Origin of the sequence: Gloeocapsa sp. PCC 7428 (assembly GCF_000317555.1) — a bacterium.
Classification (GTDB): domain Bacteria; phylum Cyanobacteriota; class Cyanobacteriia; order Cyanobacteriales; family Chroococcidiopsidaceae; genus Chroogloeocystis.
This window is the reverse complement of sequence record NC_019746.1, coordinates 185,560-204,466: the sequence shown is the minus strand read 5'-3', so window position 1 is coordinate 204,466 and position 18,907 is coordinate 185,560. Positions and strand designations below refer to the sequence as shown.

Genomic DNA, 18,907 nt, shown 5'->3' with positions numbered 1-18,907 from the left:
TAAGACTAACTAGGATTTCTACTAAACGGCAAAAAAAAGTATTAAAATGCTACACTTCACTGAAAGCTTTGCAGATAAGCTGTTTGACAGCCTACGACTCACTTGTTAGTCAATGTAGAATTAATCATGAATTGTACATGATGTTCGTTAGATTTCATAGATAATTGAGAAATATTTTCATTCAATTTTGACAAGTAGCAACAAAAATGAAAGGCAATAGGTATACAAGCGAATTATTGACGCACGCAAAGCAGCCGAGTGAACTTGCAGTAACAATTTTGCTTGCGGGAGGCAAAGAATATACTGTCAATGCAGATAATTTGTTACTTCAGGAACTTTGCGAGACGATGATGCGAGAAGCACGCCCGAAGCAGCTTTTCCAGATTCCGATTGACAATGGCAATGCGATGTTAACCTTTGCAAGCGATCGCCTTGTAGGATTAATTACCAAACCACCGCTGAAGATTGCGCAACATACGCCACAGCAGCGCGATCGCCATATCGTAGCATCAGACTATTTTCAGATTAAAAATTTTTTGAGTCCCGCAGAAAATCAGCGTTTACTAGAATACGTTGTCCAGCGCGAAGCTGATTTTGTGCCAACGAGTACCTCGACACAAGCAGACAACTATCGCAAGTCACTTGTTTTACACAATTTTCCAGAATTTGTGCAACTCATTACACAAAAAGTTGCAGCTTATACGCCAAAGATCTTAAAAATATTTGGAGTCGAACCTTTTCCCATATCTAAAATCGAGGCACAACTCACTGCGCACAACGATCAACACTTTTACAAAGTTCACAACGATAACGGTAGTCCTAACACTGCTAGCCGCGAACTGACATACGTATACTATTTTCATCGTCAACCAAAACCCTACACTGGCGGAGAATTAGTCATTTATGACAGCGAAGTTCGCAACAACCGCTACATTAAAGCAAATACATTCAAAGTCGTTGAGCCTGAAAATAATACTGTTGTCTTTTTTCTCAGTCGTTATATGCATGAAGTCCGCCCAATTCAATGTCCATCCCAAGCTTTTATCGATAGTCGCTTTACAATTAATGGCTGGGTGAGACGATGATAGAGAGTGGGCAGTAGGAAGTAGTGAATGGCAAATAGTCTTTAAACAATTACCCATTACCCATTACCATCCTCTACTATTATCATGTCAATTTCAACTCTACCGTCCGAGTGTCGATTTTGTTCAGAAGTTTCTAGGGCGAATGGCGAAGACCCAATTGGTTCGGCAAGTTATGCTGATCATTGGCTGATTATGGAGATTCCGCAACCTTGGTCGCCACAATTACTCGCAGAAAATCCGCAGACGCAACCGATATTCAAGCTTATTCGCAAGCTGATACTGAATCATGGCATTAAGCTGAAAGCGATCGCGATCGCGCCTGAACGCGAGTATTCGCAACCTGGATACACTCGTATATTATATTACCACAAAACACAGCAGTTTTTCAGTGAATTTACCAAACAAGAATATTTGGTTCCCACCGTAGAGAGTACGCGGTTAGCGATCGCAATTTTACACCAGATTATCCAGCAGCCGAATGAGCTAGAAGCCTTTGAACGATATCGTCAGAGTTATTCAACTAGAGATATTTTAGTTTGTACGCACGGGAATGTTGATGCCGCCTGCGCGCGGTTTGGCTTTCCGATTTACAAACAACTCGGTCGATACGCTAAGAATTCTAGCGAAGATTTGCGCGTTTGGCGATGTAGTCACTTTGGCGGACATCAATATGCTCCAACATTAGTAGACTTACCGCAAGGACATTACTGGGGACACCTCGAACCCGAAATTTTAGATACGCTTATACATCGTCAGGGTGCGGTGGCTGAGTTATATAAATATTATCGCGGTTGGGCAGGTGTAAAGAAGTTTGAACAAATCGCGGAACGCGAAATTTGGATGCGCGAAGGCTGGAATTGGCTAGAATTTGAGAAGCACGGGCAGATTGTGCAGTTGGGCGAAACCGCATCGCGAGGTTTATTGCGTAAGATTCTACAACCAATTCCGGCGAAACGCTTGCAGTTGTGGTTAGCGCGATCGCAACAAGACGCACATTGGGCAAAAGTACGCCTTGATTTTACTGCACCGCATTTAGGATTATCCGGCTATTATGAAGCGCGGGTCGAAATCAGCGGTCAAATCATGACAGCGATTCGCTCTGATACTAATATGCAGTTAGTTCCTGTGAATCAGTACCAAGTTACCGAACTCAACAAAGTCGTTCTAGGCAAGCAAGCTATTAAAGACAGTTAGAATGCTGTCGTCAATTAAAACTGAAACCATACCGTAGCAAAAAGCGATCGCGGTGTTACCGCATCATCATCTACCCCAGCATTGAATAAATTTTGCACGCTGAGTGCTGCTTTAAAATGCTCTTGCGAGTAAAAAATCGCGGCATCAGTTTGCACGTAACTAGACAAAGTTACACTATTCGCTGTATCTCCAGGGCGAGAACCATTGACCAAAATCCCCCCACCCAAACCCCAACCTTGCCATGCACCGTGAGTAATTGCATAGCTAGTCCAGAAACCACTGCTATGACGTGCTACCCCTTCGACGCGATTCCCGACTGGAATTTCCTCATCTTCAGTCACCTTTGCATCGGTGTAGGTATAAAACCCGTATACCCACCAACCAGGAGTTATTTCTCCCCTAAGTTCGCCTGTCCACGATTGGCTAGATTGCTCATTTATTTGTAAATCAAAGTCTGGTTCGTTCGGGTCGTTGGTAGTAATATTATTTTGTGTTCCGCGATAAAAAGAAATCGTTGCTAGCCAGTTTTTACTCAATTCGGTTTCGATTCCTAATTCTAATCCTTGAGAGACTTCGGGTTGCAAGGGTCGATTTCTCGCATCACTTCCCGCAATCGGTTCAGCAGCGTATTCCCAACTCGCAAACAGCCAAATGCTATCGGTAAGCTGATAGTCTAAGGAAATTTCTGGATAAAAATTATTATTTTCAATTGGTTCGACGAAAGCTAGCTCAGGAAGATCTGTCGTATCGTCAATCACTAAATCTAAAGTTCCTTCAAAATTTAAAGACAAGCGATCGCCCCAATTCATTTCAGATTCGATAAATAAACCTAAATAGTTCTTTCTACTAACAAAATCCTTCTCTAAATAAGGACTGGGTAGCGCAAAATTAGCAAATTTCTGGGGTACAGAAGTTGACTCAATTCCTTCACCAGAGAGGAGAAAAATATTTTTATTAACTTCTATTCCTATTGTCGTTTCTTGTTCTAAAGTTCCACTTTGAAATTCCTGAATTGTAGATAAACTCAAATTGTAAAACTCTTCTAAAGGAAACTCGCCGTAATCGAAATATCGTTCAGTTTCTCGTTGCTCTTGTCGGTGAGATACTGATAAATTCTTAGTCTCATCCCAAGCAATGTAAGCTGCACGAAACGAGTTAGTCACTGTCCAATTATTAGGTTTCAACACTTGAGAAGAGCGATCAAGCTCAATAATCTGTTGATGGATTGGCAAAATAGAGACTTTCCCATAGATGACCAATCGGGGGCGATGGTCGGATGTGAAATCCTCAAAGTTTCTAGGTTTCTCGGATTAGCTAATATAGGTTGAGATGTTAGTGATAAAAGAAAATTAGTCACTGTTATTGAGCAGGTAGCAAGAATTGTTTTGAGAATGTATTTTATTGACATTGGTATGTTCTTTCGTTCAATTAGTTTTCTGTACTAAAAACTCTAAAACTTTCTCTTCGGTATTTATATACAACAAATCTTATGAGAAAAACATTTATTACTATTTTTGTTATTATTATTTCCTGATCCCTTTATTCATAGCCATAGCCCAGCTTTCGATAATTCAGTACATCTGCGGGCGTGACAACAACATTTGTTTTTTTCAGCATCGATCTGATATTTCCCAAGCCATAATTACCAGGTTGGGATAATCCACCATCCCAGGGCCACATCGGGTCGTGCAGATTGTGTCCAAAGGGTACACCGGATTTTGGATAAAAACTCTCACCAGTATGACCTTGATCTTGCCATTTTGCCCAAAGGCGATCTACATTGGCATGATTCAGCCAAAAAATCGGATCGTAGGGAGAACTCGGAATACTATCCATCGTCCCTAAAATACGAGTTTGACGCATGGGGCTATCTTTATCGACGATGCTACCGCCAATGATCGAATGCGCGCAGGCGTGTAATGTCCATCCCTCAAAATATTCATTTTTGTTATTTAATACCAATGCACCTTCAATCAGTGCGTTAAAAACTTCGTAGTTGTTGATACTCAGAAGTTGATTTACTGCCGATGGCGACATGGGATACTGATTGCATGGTGGCATTCCAACAAATCGTAGCAGCTTTGTCCCTAACGAAGTCATGTTGATTGGGTCAAAATGAATGTTTTCATTGAGTTTCCAATCGGTAAATATTTCAGAAGAAACAACGCCACCGGTATAACTTTGATTCGATATATTAACGGTAACGCCTTGACCCGAATTTCCTAAAAAATCGGGTTGTAGTATGGCTTCTAATGCTTGGGTATCAGTCCAATCCCAATAAGGTATTGTTACTGTAGGGTCGATCTTTTGTAACTCTTGTTCAAATTGCCATAGAAATTGACGATGCCAAGGTAAAAATGCGGGTTGACTGTGGGCTGGATTACCTTGGGCGGGACCTGTTGCGCCTAAGCGCTTTTGAAATCCCATCGTTAAGACGTGTTGCAATACAAATTGGTCGTAAACACTCAGATTGCTATCTGGAGAAATAGTATTTTTTAAGGTTTTTAATGCTTGGATAAATGCTGTTTTCTCGGCTGATGTAAGTTGTACTACACTCTTGCGGACTCGCAAATTTGATGAATTGGTAGCAGGTGATGGGTAAACTGATGGTGGAACTGTTGCGGTTGGGGATGGTGGGTGATAGGAGTGGGAGTTTTGAAGATGAAGAATTAAGATCAGTGCAGCGGTTGCGATCGCAATCAGTGTAAATAATATTAATGACGTTTTTTTAATTCGGCGAAGAAACTTCATAAGAATTACTTTTATAACGAACCGCAGAGACACAGAGATCGCAGAGAAAGAGATTGGGAGGTATTTTTATGGAGAATTTATGATTTTTTAAAGTTCAAATTCTACTTGAGCTAAAATATTGTCAAGTTGGTTTTGTTTGAGTTGTGCTAGTGAGAATTCAGATAGGTATTCGCCTTTTGCTTTTTGTGCTAAACAATGATTGAGGAATTGCATGAGTATTTCTAAATACTGTTGTGCTAGATTGGCAATGGTTGATTCGTGATAATGGCGACTGTAAGTCCAAATCAACTTAAGTTGTCCTTGAACGACTGATGCGTTAATTTCTATTAAATAGTATCTTTGTGAACTTGGGTCTTGAGTAACTCCAGGAGATTGTTCTCTAAGTTCAAATAAATTTGATGTTGCTAGTAAAGTATCAATTTGTCCTAAGTAATTAAAACTGACTTCAGCTTGTAGTATATTATTAGAGTTTTGGAGATAGTGAGAGATACCATAATCAATTCCTTGGTTAGGTAGTTTTATCTGCTCTTTAATAGATAACAAAGTCGCTACAAAATCATCAGCTTGCGTTAGTTGTATGGGAACCAGTGTTGTAAACCAACCGACGGTTCGCGATAAATCTAAATCCTCAAATAGTTCTACTCTACCGTGTCCCTCAACATCAACTCTAAGGGAATTGTTACCTGTCCACTGGGCAAAGGTTCGTAATAAAGTTGTTAGCAAAACATCATTGATTTGCGTGTTATAAACTTGGGGTACATCTTTCAACAACACTTGTGTATATTCTGAAGATAGAGTAACGGCAACTTGTTGAGATGTTGCGATCGCATTTTCACTTGTGACATAGTCTACAGGTAATTTATCCTGCATCATTGGATCATTTTCAAAGTGAAGTTCAATAGATTTAGCATATTCTATTAAAGCTTCCGCCCATTGTTTAAAGGAAGTGGTTTTGAGCGGAAGTTGAATTTCTCCATTACTGATTTGCTGATAAACTGTTTCAAAATCTTCTAATAAAATTCGCCAAGAAACCCCATCAACTACAAGATGATGAATAACAAATAATAAACAATTTTGGTTGCCTAGCTCAAATAAAGCAACTCTGACTAATGGACCTGTTGAGAAGTTTAGACTGGTTTGAACTTGGTTAGCAATCGTAGAAATTACAGATGCTTGACTAGCTTCGGGTATTGCAGAAAGGTCAAAATGAGTTACTAATGCTTCATCGTTGGGTGAAGTGTAAAATTGTTGCCAGCCAGATTCAGTTTGCACAAAACGCGATCGCAAAGCATCGTGGTGTAAGATTAACTGTTGTACAGCTTGAATTAACCACTCTAGATTTAGCTTTGTTTTGGCATCAAGGAAAACTGCTTGATTGAAGTGATGTGGATTTGTTAACTTTTGCTCAAAAAACCAATGTTGAATCGGAGTCAGAGGTGAATATCCGGTGACAATACCTTGTTCAGCCGTCTTTGATATTGATGTAGCAACATCTGCTAATTCAGCAATAGTTTGATGTTGAAATAGCTGTTTTGGTGTAATTTGAATACCAGCTTGCTGCGCCCGACTGACAATTTGAATCGCGAGGATAGAATCACCACCCAACCCAAAAAAGTTATCGTGAATTCCGACTTGTTCAACTTTTAAAATTGATTGCCAAATTTGTGCAAGTGTTGCTTGAATCGCTGTGGTTGGTAGCGCATTTTTATCAACCGGAGGTGAAATTTTAGGTAAAGGAAGCGCTGTGCGATCAACTTTACCATTGGGTGTAATGGGTAACGTTTCTAATTGCACAAACAGCGCCGGAATGAGATATTCGGGAAGTTTGTCTGCTAAAAAGCTGCGTAGATCTAAATCAAGTTGAGAATCGGAAACAACGTAAGCAATCAAACGTTTATTTGGTGCATCTTGCTGTGGAATCACCACCGCTGCTTTCACATCTGGATGTTGACATAAAGTGGTTTCAATTTCTCCAAGTTCAACGCGGAAGCCGCGAATTTTAGCTTGATTGTCTAAACGACCGAGATATTCAATTGTACCATCCGCACGATAACGAACGCGATCGCCTGTTTTATAAATCCTTAATTGCCGCTGGCTTTTTAAGTTGAAGTTAAAAGGATTGGGTAGAAATTTTTGCGCGGTTAATTCAGGTTGATTGAGATAACCCAACGCTAAGCCATCACCACTAACACACAACTCGCCATGAACACCTATCGGTACAAATTGCAGATGTTTATCTAATACATAAACATACGTATTTGGTATCGGATAACCTATCGGTATCGGTTGTGTTGGCACATGATTTTGGGGAACAGGATAGCAACACGTAAATGTTGTATTTTCAGTAGGTCCATAACCATTAATTACTTGACAATTTGGATGCGCTTGTTGTAATTTATGAACATGAACGGCAGATAAAACATCACCACCAGCTAACAATTGTCGGACTGATTTGAAACTTTGTAGTTGTTCATCGACCATTAGATAAAATAAGCCTGTAGTTAGCCACAGTGTTGAGATATGGTGTGTTGCGATGGTTTTTGCTAACTCATCGAGTGAAGGCTGTTGCGTAGGTAAAAGAATTAATCTTCCGCCGTTGAGTAAAGCGCCCCATATTTCAAATGTGGAAGCATCAAATAATAAAGGTGCGGCTTGGAGTAAAATTTCTGATGAGTTCAAATCAACGTAGTTGCTATTAATAACTAAGCGAATGATGCCGCGATGCGTTACACAAACACCTTTGGGAATTCCGGTAGAACCAGAGGTGTACATGATATAAGCAATTTGGTCGGGAGTAGGTGTATTAGAATTTAAAAATTCAGTATTGCGAATAACTTCTATATCCCAACTACCGCACTGAAAACCGTGCAAAAGAATTGATACTTGTGCATCTTCTAATATAAAATTTAAACGTGCAGACGGAAGTTGTGGATCGAGAGGTACGTAAGTTCCACCTGCTTTAAGAATAGCTAGAATGCCGATGATAACTTCTAATGAGGGTTCTAAGCAAATACCGACTCGTGTTTCTGATTTTACTCCTAAATTGCGTAGTTGTTGGGCAAGTTGATCGGCTTGGGTGTTTAATTGTTGATAGCTGAGTTGCTGATTTTTCCATACTAATGCGATCGCATCCTGATTCTGCATCGCTTGGGCTGCAAATAACTCATGTACGCACATTTGCGGGTAATCAACTTGCGTTTGATTCCAGTCAACGAGTACTTGCTGTAATTCTGAGTCAGTGAGAAAATTAAATTGCGAAATTTGCTGTTCAGGATCTGATACAATCGCATCTAACAAAATTTCCAAATGCTTCGTCATACGTTCGATGGTTGCGCTTTGGAACAAATCTTGACGATATTCCAAAACTCCTTGCAACGCGGTTGCGGTTTCCTCAATCGATAGTGTTAAATCAAACTTAGCAGTTTGGCGCTCTTGTGCTATAATACTCCACGACAAACCCGCAATTTCTAAATCTGCGATCGCTGTTTGTAAAACAAACATCACCTGAAACAGCGGATTGTAACTTAATGAGCGCTGTGGTTGAAGCGTATCAACAAGTTGTTCAAAGGGTAAATCTTGATGTGCGTAAGCCCCTAAAGTTACCTCGCGGACGCGATGCAATAACTCTTCAAATGTAGGATTTCCTGATAAATCTGTCCGCAGGGCTAATGTATTGACAAAAAAGCCAATTAATGGTTCTATTTCGGCACGATTGCGGTTAGCGATCGCACTACCAACAACAATATCTTCGCTATCAGTGTAACGATATAACAACGTTTGGAATGCAGCGAGTAGCGTCATAAACAGCGTACAGCCCGATTGCTGACTCAAACGTTTCAACTGCGCGGTTAATTCGGGTGAAAGTTGAAAAGTGTAACTACCTCCTTGCCAACTCTGTACCGCCGGACGTGGATAATCAGTTGGTAATTCGAGTAAACTCGGTGCATCTTGCAATTGCACTTTCCAGTAGGATAGTTGACGTTCTAAAATTTCACCTTGTAGCCATTGACGTTGCCATGCTGCAAAATCTGCGTATTGAATCGATAATTCTGGTAAAGGCGATCGCTTTCCTTGACAAAATGCCGGATATAATACGGCTAATTCGCGGACTAAAATCCCAATTGACCACCCATCGGCAACGATGTGATGTAGCGTTAGCAGCATGACGTGATGCGTATCGCCGAGATGAACAATTTTGACTCGTAGTAGAGGGCTGCGATCTAAACTAAACGGTTGTTGCGACTCGCGATCTGCAATTCGTTTGATTTCTCCTGCTTGCGTCGATGCATCAATTCCACTCAAATCGATGATAGGCAAATCTATAGAAGTTGTGGGATGAATAATTTGTCGTGCTTGTCCATCAAAAGCTACAAAGGCGGTACGTAAAGTTTGATGCCGATCAATAATTTCATTAAAGCTTTGAGTTAAAGCATCGATATTTAATAAGCCAGTAATCTGAACTGCGGCAGCAAGATTATAATCAGGACTATCAGGTTCGAGTTGCGATAAGAACCACAACCGTTGTTGCGCGAAAGATAACGGTAATTCCTGCTGCGAAACAGGTAAAATTGGAGGTGCGATTGTGTTGATTCCGATCGCTGCATCAATTTCTGGTGCAAGTTGAGCAATTGTCGGCTTTTCAAACAGTTGTCGCAACGGTAACTCGATTGCAAATGCTTGTCTTATTTGCGAAATCACGCGAGTTGCTAACAATGAATGTCCGCCGAGTTCAAAGAAATTATCATTGATACTGATTTGTGTTAAATTCAGTACTTCTAACCAAATGCCCGTCAGTATTTCCTCGGTTGCAGTACGTGGAAGGATTAATGACTGCGATGATATATATTCTGGAGTCGGTAAAGCTTTGCGGTCAATTTTGCCGTTGGGTGTTAGCGGTAGCGATTCAAGCGTAATAAATTGGGATGGGATGGCGTAAGCGGGGAGATGTTGGGAGAGGAAAGTGTGGAGTTGGGAAGGGGTAACGGGTAGTTGGTAATTGGGAATGGGGACAACATAGGCAATGAGGCGGCTATCATCGTTTGTAGTGACTTGGGTGACGACAGCGGTTTGAATTGCGGGGTGTTGATGAAGGAGAGTTTCAATTTCGCCGAGTTCAACGCGAAAGCCGCGAATTTTGACTTGGGTATCAATGCGATCGATAAATTCTAAATTACCATCTTCGCGGTAGCGGACGCGATCGCCTGTTTTATAAATCCGACTACTATAGGATTTATCTGAATTCTCTTCTAACTGTTGCCTCTTGCCTCTCGCCTCTCGCCTCTTGCCTTCTACAAATGGATTCGGAATAAATTTTTCAGCAGTTAATTCGGGTTGATGAAGATAGCCGCGTGCTACACCCACTCCGCCAAGATATAATTCTCCTGGTACGCCAATGGGAACCGGTAATAATTGCGAATTGAGAACGTATACTTGAGTATTGGCAATGGGTTTACCGATGGGAATTGCAAGTACATCGTCAACTTCCCAATAGGTACTGGAAATTGTGGTTTCGGTGGGACCGTAAGCATTAAGTAAACGTGTATGATTTGTATGATGCAGCCACAAAGCAATACAATCTGGTGATGCTGCTTCACCACCAATAATCGTCAGTCGCAGACATCTCGGTAAGCAGAGGGATTCTGCAACAATTTGTCGGGTCAGTTGTTGCCAGTAGGCGGTAGGTAAATCTAAGATGGTGATTTGATATTCATTGCACAATCCGATCAATGCCTTTGCTGACGCAATCCAGTCATCATCACGCAACACCAATGTACCGCCATGCGTCAAACACGGATAAATTTCCTCCGCCGCAACGTCAAAACTAATCGAAGCAAATTGTAAAATACGTTCTCCCAGCGTTAAACCAAATTCCTGGGCTGCAAATAATGTATAGTTTGTCAGCGCCCGATGGGGAATCATCACTCCTTTAGGTTTTCCGGTGGAACCTGATGTGTAAATCACATACGCCAAGTTTTCGGCATCGGTGACACTAACCGGATTGTCGCAATCATATTGTGCGATCGCCTCCCAGTCCGAATCAAGATCAACGCCCTTCGGAACTTGCCAATTTTTTTCTATTGTTGTGTAAACTAATACAGATACTTGAGCATCTTCTAGCATATACGCCAAGCGTGCTTGCGGATACTTCGGATCGAGGGGAAGATAGGCGGCACCTGCTTTGAGAATCCCCAGTAACCCGACGATCATTTCGGAAGAACGTTCGACACAAAGTCCGACTATAGTATCAGGTTTGACACCAATACTACGTAAATAATACGCTAGCTGATTTGCTCTAGCGTTCAATTCTTGGTAAGTTAACTGTTGTTTGCCAACAACAGCGATCGCATCTGGAGTTCGTTCGACTTGCTGCTCAAATAAAGTATGGACGTAAATAAAATGGCGTTGATGATTTGCCCCCTCAGCCTCCCCAGCCCCCCAATTCTGAGGGAAACCAAACCTTTCAAAGTCCCCCACAAGTGGGGGATTTAGGGGGCGAGTAACATTAGCGTAATTAACTTCTGTATCATTCCATTGCATCAATAACTGCTGTTCAGCATCCGTTAACAACGGCAAGTCACATAAACGTTGTTGCGGATTATTTGCGATCGCCGTTAAAAGTGTTTGTAAATGTGCTATAATAGCGTGAATACTACTATCATTGCCATTACTGTCAATTTGTAACGATAAGCGATCGCCAGGAATAGCTGTTAGCGTCAGCGGATAGTTAGTACGTTCAAATCCTTGCGCTTGACTGATGTGTAAATCGCTCCATTGTTGTAAGATTGTCTCTAGCGATACCGGATAGTTTTCAAAGACAACCAAACTTTCAAACAGTGGCGTACCATTTGGTAGATCGCTCCACTGCTGGATATCAACTAAAGCAGTGTAAGCAAACGATTGACTGTCAAGTTGCTGGGCTTGCAATTGCTGTAACCACGGCAATAACTTTGCATCCGCAGCCACCTGAACACGCACAGGGATAGTATTAATAAACAATCCAATAATCGATTCTACATCGATAATATCAGGCGATCGCCCTGATACTGTTGCGCCAAAGACAACATCCATTTCACCACTGTAACGACTCAAAATCAGCGCCCACGCGCCTTGTACAATCGTATTCAAAGTTAGGCGATGCTGTTGTGCTAAATTTTGTAGCGCCTTGGTAACAGTTGCAGATAATTGAACTTGTTCGCGGTGTGATGGCGACGCTGTTGTTTGCAGGTTAACACTCAAGCGCGTAGGTGTGGTGAAATTCGCCAAATATCGCCGCCAATAGGCTTCTGCGGCTACAGAATCTTGTTGTTGTAACCACTCGATATAATTACGATACGGTGGGGCTGGTGGTATAAATAGCGATTGCTGCTGACACGCGGCTTGATAAAACGCTAAAACTTCTTTGAGCAAAAGTGCATTACACCAGCCATCCATTAGGATGTGATGATGACTCCAAACGAAGTAATAAGCATCTGGTTGCACCTGGATTGTCGCGCAGCGCATCAATGGGGGAGAATTGAAGTCAAAAGAGCGATCGCGATCTTGTTGAAGAAAAATTTCGAGTTGCTGTTGTTGTTGCGGTGGTGTTAAGTTTTGCCAATTCAATTCAATCCACGGAAGTTCAACTTGCTGGTAAACAACTTGCAGCGGCTTTTCGGCTTCTTCCCAATAAACAGCGCTGCGTAAGACGGAATGGCGATTGATGACTTGTTGCCATGCTTGTTTGAAGGCGTTGAGGTTGAGGTTTTTGATGCAGCAACTGCGTTGTTCAAAGTAGACTCCGTCAGGGGTGTAGAGTGAATGAAACAGCATCCCCTGTTGCATGGGAGATAATTCGTAGATGTCGATAATGTCTGTCATGTTGGGTTGTAGTTTTTAGGAAACGAACCACAGAGGCGCAGAGAACACAGAGAGGAGAGGTTGGGAGGTATAAGGTGAGAGAAACTAGACTTTTTATTTACCAATTACCGATTTCCTTGTTTCCCCTTGGTTGGTTTGATTTTGGTGATGAGTTTGTCGAGTTGTTTTTGGGTGAGTTTGGCGGCGGCGAAGTCTGAGGGTGTGTAACCTCCTGCTTGGGGTGATTGGCAGTGTGTAATAATATTGGCGATCGCGGATGCGAATGTTTGCGTTAAACGTGCGATCGTTGTTGATGTGTGAATACTGGGGTTATAATTCCAACTCAATTGCAGTTTATCTTCGGCAATCCATCCGTTGATTTCGAGTTTGTAGCAACGGTTATTGAAGCGGCTGCGTTGGTTGCTGACGGGTGATTTTATGAAGTTAGCAATAGAATTATCGATTTGCCCTAGATAGTTGAATTTTACTTCGGCTGCTGGTAAGTTTTGTAAACGCGATCGCACTTGCTGATCGTTTGTGAGGTAGCGTAGTAAGCCGTAGCTAATTCCGTTATGTGGAATTTGACGTAGTTGCTCTTTGATTGATTTTAATGCTGTTGCCGGATGGCGATCGTTTAATATTAATCGCACGGAAAATATAATGGTAAACCATCCTACAGTTCGCGATAAATCGACATCTGCAAATAAATCTTCGCGCCCGTGTCCTTCTAAATCTAATAGTAAAGTATTAGAATTTGTCCACTGAGTAAAACTTTGGACGATTGCTGTTAGTAATATATCATTAATTTGAGTGTGGTAGTATCGAGGAACTTCTTCTAATAAAGCGCGGGTTTGTTCGATACTGAGTGTAATTATTTGCTCAGATGTAGCCGTGTTATTAATTTGAGTTATCGGATAATCAACTGGTAATGCTACCGATTGCGAAACATTATTTACCCAATATTCTAAGTCAGCTAAAATATCTGGCGATCGCGCATAGTCAACTAAACGATTTCCCCAATCTTGAAACGCGGTTGTTTTCGCTGGGAGTTGAAGTTTTTCGCCGCGTTCAACTTGCTGATAAGCAGCAAAAAAGTCGTCAATTAATACCCGCCACGAAATACCATCAATCACAAGATGATGGATAATAAATAGTAACGAGTCGTGCTGCTGACCTCGCTTAAATAATACGCATTGAAACAGTGATTTTGATAAATTGAGGCACCTTTGTGCTTGCGCGCTTATTTGATGAATAACAGCTTGTTGATCGGCAACCAATGATAAATCTACAATACAAAGCGCTGTTTGATCTGGTAATGTATAAAACTGCTGCCAACCATCATCCTTGACAAATCGCATTCGTAATGCATCATGATGAATCAAAAGTTGTTGCAACGTTGTACGTACCAACTCAGATTTTAGCGGTGTAGTTTCTAGTAAAATCGATTGATTGTAGTGGTGTAATTCAGAATGATTCTCGAAAAACCAATGTTGAATCGGTGTTAATAGTACATTACCTGTAACGATTCCCTGTTGTGCTTGAATTTGTGGTGTTGTGCTAGCAACAGTTGCTAAAGCAGCGATCGTTTGATGTTGAAATAATAGCCGTGGAGTTAGATTTAGCCCGATTTGATTTGCCTTCGCAACGATTTGAATGCTAAGAATCGAATCGCCTCCGAGTTCAAAAAAGTTGTCGTGAATTCCTACGCTTACGCCTAACACTTCCGACCAAATTTTAACTAATGTTGCCTCATTTGCTGTACATGGCGGTGTTTTTGTTGCATTAATTTGATTGAATACTGGTGTTGGTAAAGCTTTCCGATCAACTTTACCGTTATTTGTTAGCGGCAACGCTGGTAATGTCACAAAAACCGAGGGAATCATATAGTCGGGAAGCTTTGATTCTAGAAATTGACGAATTTCAGAATGAGTAATTTTGCTTTCCGGCTGTAAAACGATATAAGCAATTAACTGCTGGCGATCGCTATTATTCTGTACAGTTGCAACAGCTTGTTGAATGTGCGGATGTTGGGTAAGAATTGTTTCAATTTCTGCGAGTTCGACACGAAAGCCGCGAATTTTAACTTGACGATCTAACCGTCCTAAATATTCAATATTACCATCAGCACGATACCGCGCTAAATCTCCCGTTTTATAAATTCGACTTTCTGCGATTGCATTTCCCCTATTAAACGGGTTGGGAATAAATTTCTCTGCGGTTAACTCTGGTTTATTTAAATAACCACGCGCGAGACTAATTCCACCAATATACAGTTCACCAGGTATTCCAACCGGAACAGGTTGCAAATATTGATCGAGAATATAAAGTTGGATATTATCAATTGGACGACCGATAGGAACCGTATTCGCTATGTTATCCACAGATATTGCATCATAAACACAACAGCCAACAACGGTTTCCGTGGGTCCATATTCATTAATTATTTTTGCACGAGGATCGCGATCGCACCAGAAATCAAGATGATGTTTTAACAGTGCATCACCACCAACTACAAAAGCGTTGGTAGACTGCCAATTGTGTTTATCTGCTAACAATTGACTCAATATATCTAAATGTGCTGGTGTCGATTTCACCAAGCTAAAATGACTATTCGCACTTAGTAACGCACCAAGTATTTCAATTTCTCGATCTTCTGGGATTAAAACAACCGTTTTTCCTACCAGCAACGGCGCGTAAAGACTGGTAATTGTCGCATCAAAGCCAATCGAGGATTGAACTGGCGCACCGCATCCTTGTTCGACATTGTAAGCAGTCATCGCCCAATTCAGGTAGTTTGTCAATCCTTGATGCGTTAGTAATGTGCCTTTAGGTGTACCTGTCGAGCCAGAAGTGTAAATAACATAAGCAAGGTTTTGCCCACTTGTCATATTATCAGGGTTTGTTGATGGAAATTGTGCGATCGCATCCCTATCAGAATCAATTAAGATTGCCTCAGTAATTTGAGTGGAGTGAGAACAAATTAATCTTGAGACTTGCGCATCTTTTAAGATATATTCGATGCGATCGCGTGGTAGTTTTGGATCAATAGGAACATATGCCCCACCTGCTTTGAGAATTCCAAGTAATCCAATGACGAGTTCTAACGATCTAGGAAGGCAAATTCCTACTAAAACATCAGGCTTAACACCTAAAGAACGTAAGTAATGTGCTAGTTGATTCGCTTTGCAATTGAGTTCGCGATAGGTAAGTTGTTGATTTTCAAAGCTAACTGCAATATTATCGGGTGTGCGTTCTACTTGTGCTTCAAATAATTGATGAATTCCGAGTAACGGATACTCAATTGTTGTCTTGTTCCATTCAAATAAAATTTGATTTTGTTCAATATCGCTCAGAATTGGTAATTCGGAAAGACGTTGCTGGGGATCACCAACAATACCCACAAGTAATACCTGAAAATGTTGCAGCATACGGGCGATTGTATCTGCATCAAATAAATCTGTACTGTATTCGACAACTGCCAAAATACCATCGGATCTTTCAGCTAAATGCCAAGTCATGTCAAACTTGGTTGTGCCAGAATCGATCCATTGTTGTTCTAAGTGTAAGCCAGGGATGGCTAATTCAGGTGCGATCGCATTTTGTAATTGATACGCCTCATTTTGCACCTGAAACATCACCTGAAACAGCGGATTGTGACTAAGACTGCGCTGCGGTTGCAATTCTTCGACAAGCTTGGCAAACGGTAAATCTTGGTGTTTATAAGCACCTGCGGCGACATCGCGCACTCGTTGAAGGAGAGTATCAAACTTAGGATTCCCCGCCAAATTTGTCCGCAGCACCAGCGTATTGACAAAAAAGCCAATTAATGGCTCAACCTCTACCCAATTACGATTAGCAATCGGCGAACCCACGGCGATATCATTTTGCCCTGTGTAACGATGCAACAGCACCTTAAAAGCCGCCAAGAGTAACATAAACAGCGTCACGCCCTGCTGACGACTCAAAGCTTTGAGGGCTTGCGACAATGCGGCAGAAAAGTAGACAGATTGTGTCGCACTGCGAAAAGTGGGAACAGGTAGACGCGGGCGATTCGTTGGTAACTCCAACACCGATAAATCTTGCAACTGCTGTTTCCAATACGCAAGTTGTGCTGTGAGTTCACTATCTTGCAACCATCGCCGTTGCCAAACCGCAAAATCAACATATTGAATCGGTAATTCAGGCAACACATCCGCCGATTGACCATTGACAAAAGCGCGATAAAGTGATGCTAATTCGCGGAGAATCACACCCCGTGACCAACCATCAGCAACCAGATGATGTAATGTAAGCAGTAAAACAAACTTCTGTGATGCCAGCCGAAGCAACATTAACCGTATTAAAGGAGGTTGCGTCAAGTCAAATGCGCGTTGGGCTTCTTGTTTCGCCAGATCTTCAACTTCCGCATCAAGAATCGCCTCTGGTAAACCGGACAAATCAACAATAGGTAACGATATCGAAGTTTCAACAATTACTTGACGGGGTTGACCATCAATCGCCACAAAACCAGTCCGCAAACTGTGATGACGCTGCACAATTGTATCAAAACAGCGCTCAAGTATACTAATATCCAATACCCCCGTAAATCGCCAGGCGATCGCAATATTATAAGCCGCACTATCAGGCTCCAACTGATGCAAAAACCACAATCTTTCCTGTGCCAAAGAAATCGGTAACTCATCAATATTCTCACGCCGACCAATCGCCAATTTCCGTAATTGCAACTGCCGTTCAAATCGCGATCGCTTCTCAGGAGAAAGCGCCGCAATTCTTTTACTCAAATCATCAAATCCTCGCTCATCCATCATTTCTACAACAATCTCTCCCCATCTCTTACCTCTGCGATCTCTGCGTCTCTGCGGTAGCCTGCGGCAAGCCGCTACTCTGCGAGAAGGCTTCGCCAATGCGTCTACGTTTCAAATCTCAGACAAAACAACCATATCCTGCAACTGCTTAAGATAAGATAAACTCTCCATCACATAATCAAAATCCTGCACAAAATCAATCAAACAAGCAATTTCATCCACATCCGCCCGTCGCACTTCTTCAACAAAACTCCGACAAATCTGCGGCGTACCAATCAAAGATCTTCCCTTCATAAAACCTTCAACACCAAACAGCAACAAACTATCAAGATCGTCTTCAGAAAAATCCTTAATACTAATATTCAACCCCATTCCCTTCGCCAGATTTTCCAACAAATCATAATGCGTTTTTAAATAATTACAAAAAGGTCGCCGTACCTTCTCTTTAACCGTATTAACGTTATCCCCCAAAAAAGTATGCATCATCAACGTCACTTTTCTTGACTCTGGCTTATGACCGTGTTTTTGCAACGATTCGCGATACAATTTAATTTTGGGAACAATACTTTCTAATGAACCTGTCAGCAAAGATGTTAATACGTTCGCACCAAGCTTTCCGGCTTCAATAAAAGTTTCATTCGATTGACAAGTGATCCAAATTGGTAATTCGGGTTGAATTGGTTTTGGTAAAGTTTTGACTTGAAACGATTTACCCGTTGCGTCTTGAAAATCAACAGCGTCACCGCGCCAAAGTTGCTGGACAAGTTTGATTCCACGCCACATATTCGCTTTACGATGCGCGTGAGTGTCGCGGGCTAAAACAAAATCATCGACTGTCCATCCTGAAGCAAAGGCGATCGCTACTCTACCATTAGAAAGGTTATCGACAACTGCCCACTCTTCTGCTACTCGGATCGGATCGTGTAATGGTATGACTAAGCTTCCGGCGCGGAGTTGGATGCGATCGGTGATCGTTGCTAGGGCGGCGCTGGTTAATGCGGGGTTAGGGTATAATCCACCAAAAGCATGAAAGTGACGTTCGGGTGTCCAAATCGCGGCGAAACCGTTTTGATCAGCGAATTTGGCGCTTTCGATCAGAAGTTTGTATTTGTTTGGTTGGAGAACTGAACCGTCTCCGTCGAAGTAAAATAGGCTGAATTTCATGATATTGTTTGGTGAGGGTTTGAGACGAACCACTTTCCCCGTAGGGGTTGCCGAAGGCTAGGCGCAAAGAAC

The 18,907-nt window shown here is 41.8% G+C and carries 7 protein-coding genes; 2 read left to right on the top strand and 5 right to left on the bottom strand.

What is annotated here, in order from left to right:
- Positions 1-206 precede the first annotated feature (206 nt).
- Both GLO7428_RS24625 and GLO7428_RS24620 read left to right on the top strand, forming a co-directional pair.
- Complete coding sequence (locus GLO7428_RS24625) at positions 207-1,085, top strand: 2OG-Fe(II) oxygenase (protein ID WP_015191284.1); 879 nt, start codon at positions 207-209, stop codon at positions 1,083-1,085.
- An 84-nt stretch (positions 1,086-1,169) separates the two neighbouring features.
- Positions 1,170-2,279, top strand: a complete 1,110-nt coding sequence (locus GLO7428_RS24620; RefSeq protein WP_015191283.1) for a sucrase ferredoxin — start codon at positions 1,170-1,172, stop codon at positions 2,277-2,279.
- A 14-nt stretch (positions 2,280-2,293) separates the two neighbouring features.
- Here the strand turns inward: GLO7428_RS24620 and GLO7428_RS24615 are convergent, their stop codons facing one another.
- The 5 genes from GLO7428_RS24615 to GLO7428_RS24595 form a co-directional block, all read right to left on the bottom strand.
- Entirely contained in the window at positions 2,294-3,511 is a 1,218-nt protein-coding gene (locus GLO7428_RS24615; protein WP_041919533.1) for a TonB-dependent siderophore receptor, read from the bottom strand.
- 307 nt (positions 3,512-3,818) lie between these two features.
- Positions 3,819-5,030 carry a tyrosinase family protein gene (locus tag GLO7428_RS24610; RefSeq protein ID WP_015191282.1) on the bottom strand — a complete coding sequence of 404 codons (1,212 nt, stop codon included), beginning with the start codon at positions 5,028-5,030 and terminating at the stop codon, positions 3,819-3,821.
- Between the two features lie 87 nt (positions 5,031-5,117).
- The gene (locus tag GLO7428_RS24605; RefSeq protein WP_015191281.1) at positions 5,118-12,887 is read right to left on the bottom strand and encodes a non-ribosomal peptide synthetase; all 7,770 of its coding nucleotides are present in this window, start codon (positions 12,885-12,887) and stop codon (positions 5,118-5,120) included.
- A 104-nt stretch (positions 12,888-12,991) separates the two neighbouring features.
- Entirely contained in the window at positions 12,992-17,770 is a 4,779-nt protein-coding gene (locus tag GLO7428_RS24600) for a non-ribosomal peptide synthetase (protein WP_231295678.1), read from the bottom strand.
- A gap of 12 nt (positions 17,771-17,782) precedes the next feature.
- Complete coding sequence (locus tag GLO7428_RS24595) at positions 17,783-18,835, bottom strand: LLM class flavin-dependent oxidoreductase (protein ID WP_015191279.1); 1,053 nt, start codon at positions 18,833-18,835, stop codon at positions 17,783-17,785.
- Between the last annotated feature and the right edge of the window lie 72 nt (positions 18,836-18,907).

Coding starts and splice junctions, on each gene's coding strand:
- GLO7428_RS24625 (WP_015191284.1), top strand. CDS start 207: ATGAAAGGCAATAGGTATACAAGCGAATTATTGACGCACGCAAAGCAG.
- GLO7428_RS24620 (WP_015191283.1), top strand. CDS start 1,170: ATGTCAATTTCAACTCTACCGTCCGAGTGTCGATTTTGTTCAGAAGTT.
- GLO7428_RS24610 (WP_015191282.1), bottom strand. CDS start 5,030: ATGAAGTTTCTTCGCCGAATTAAAAAAACGTCATTAATATTATTTACA.
- GLO7428_RS24605 (WP_015191281.1), bottom strand. CDS start 12,887: ATGACAGACATTATCGACATCTACGAATTATCTCCCATGCAACAGGGG.
- GLO7428_RS24595 (WP_015191279.1), bottom strand. CDS start 18,835: ATGAAATTCAGCCTATTTTACTTCGACGGAGACGGTTCAGTTCTCCAA.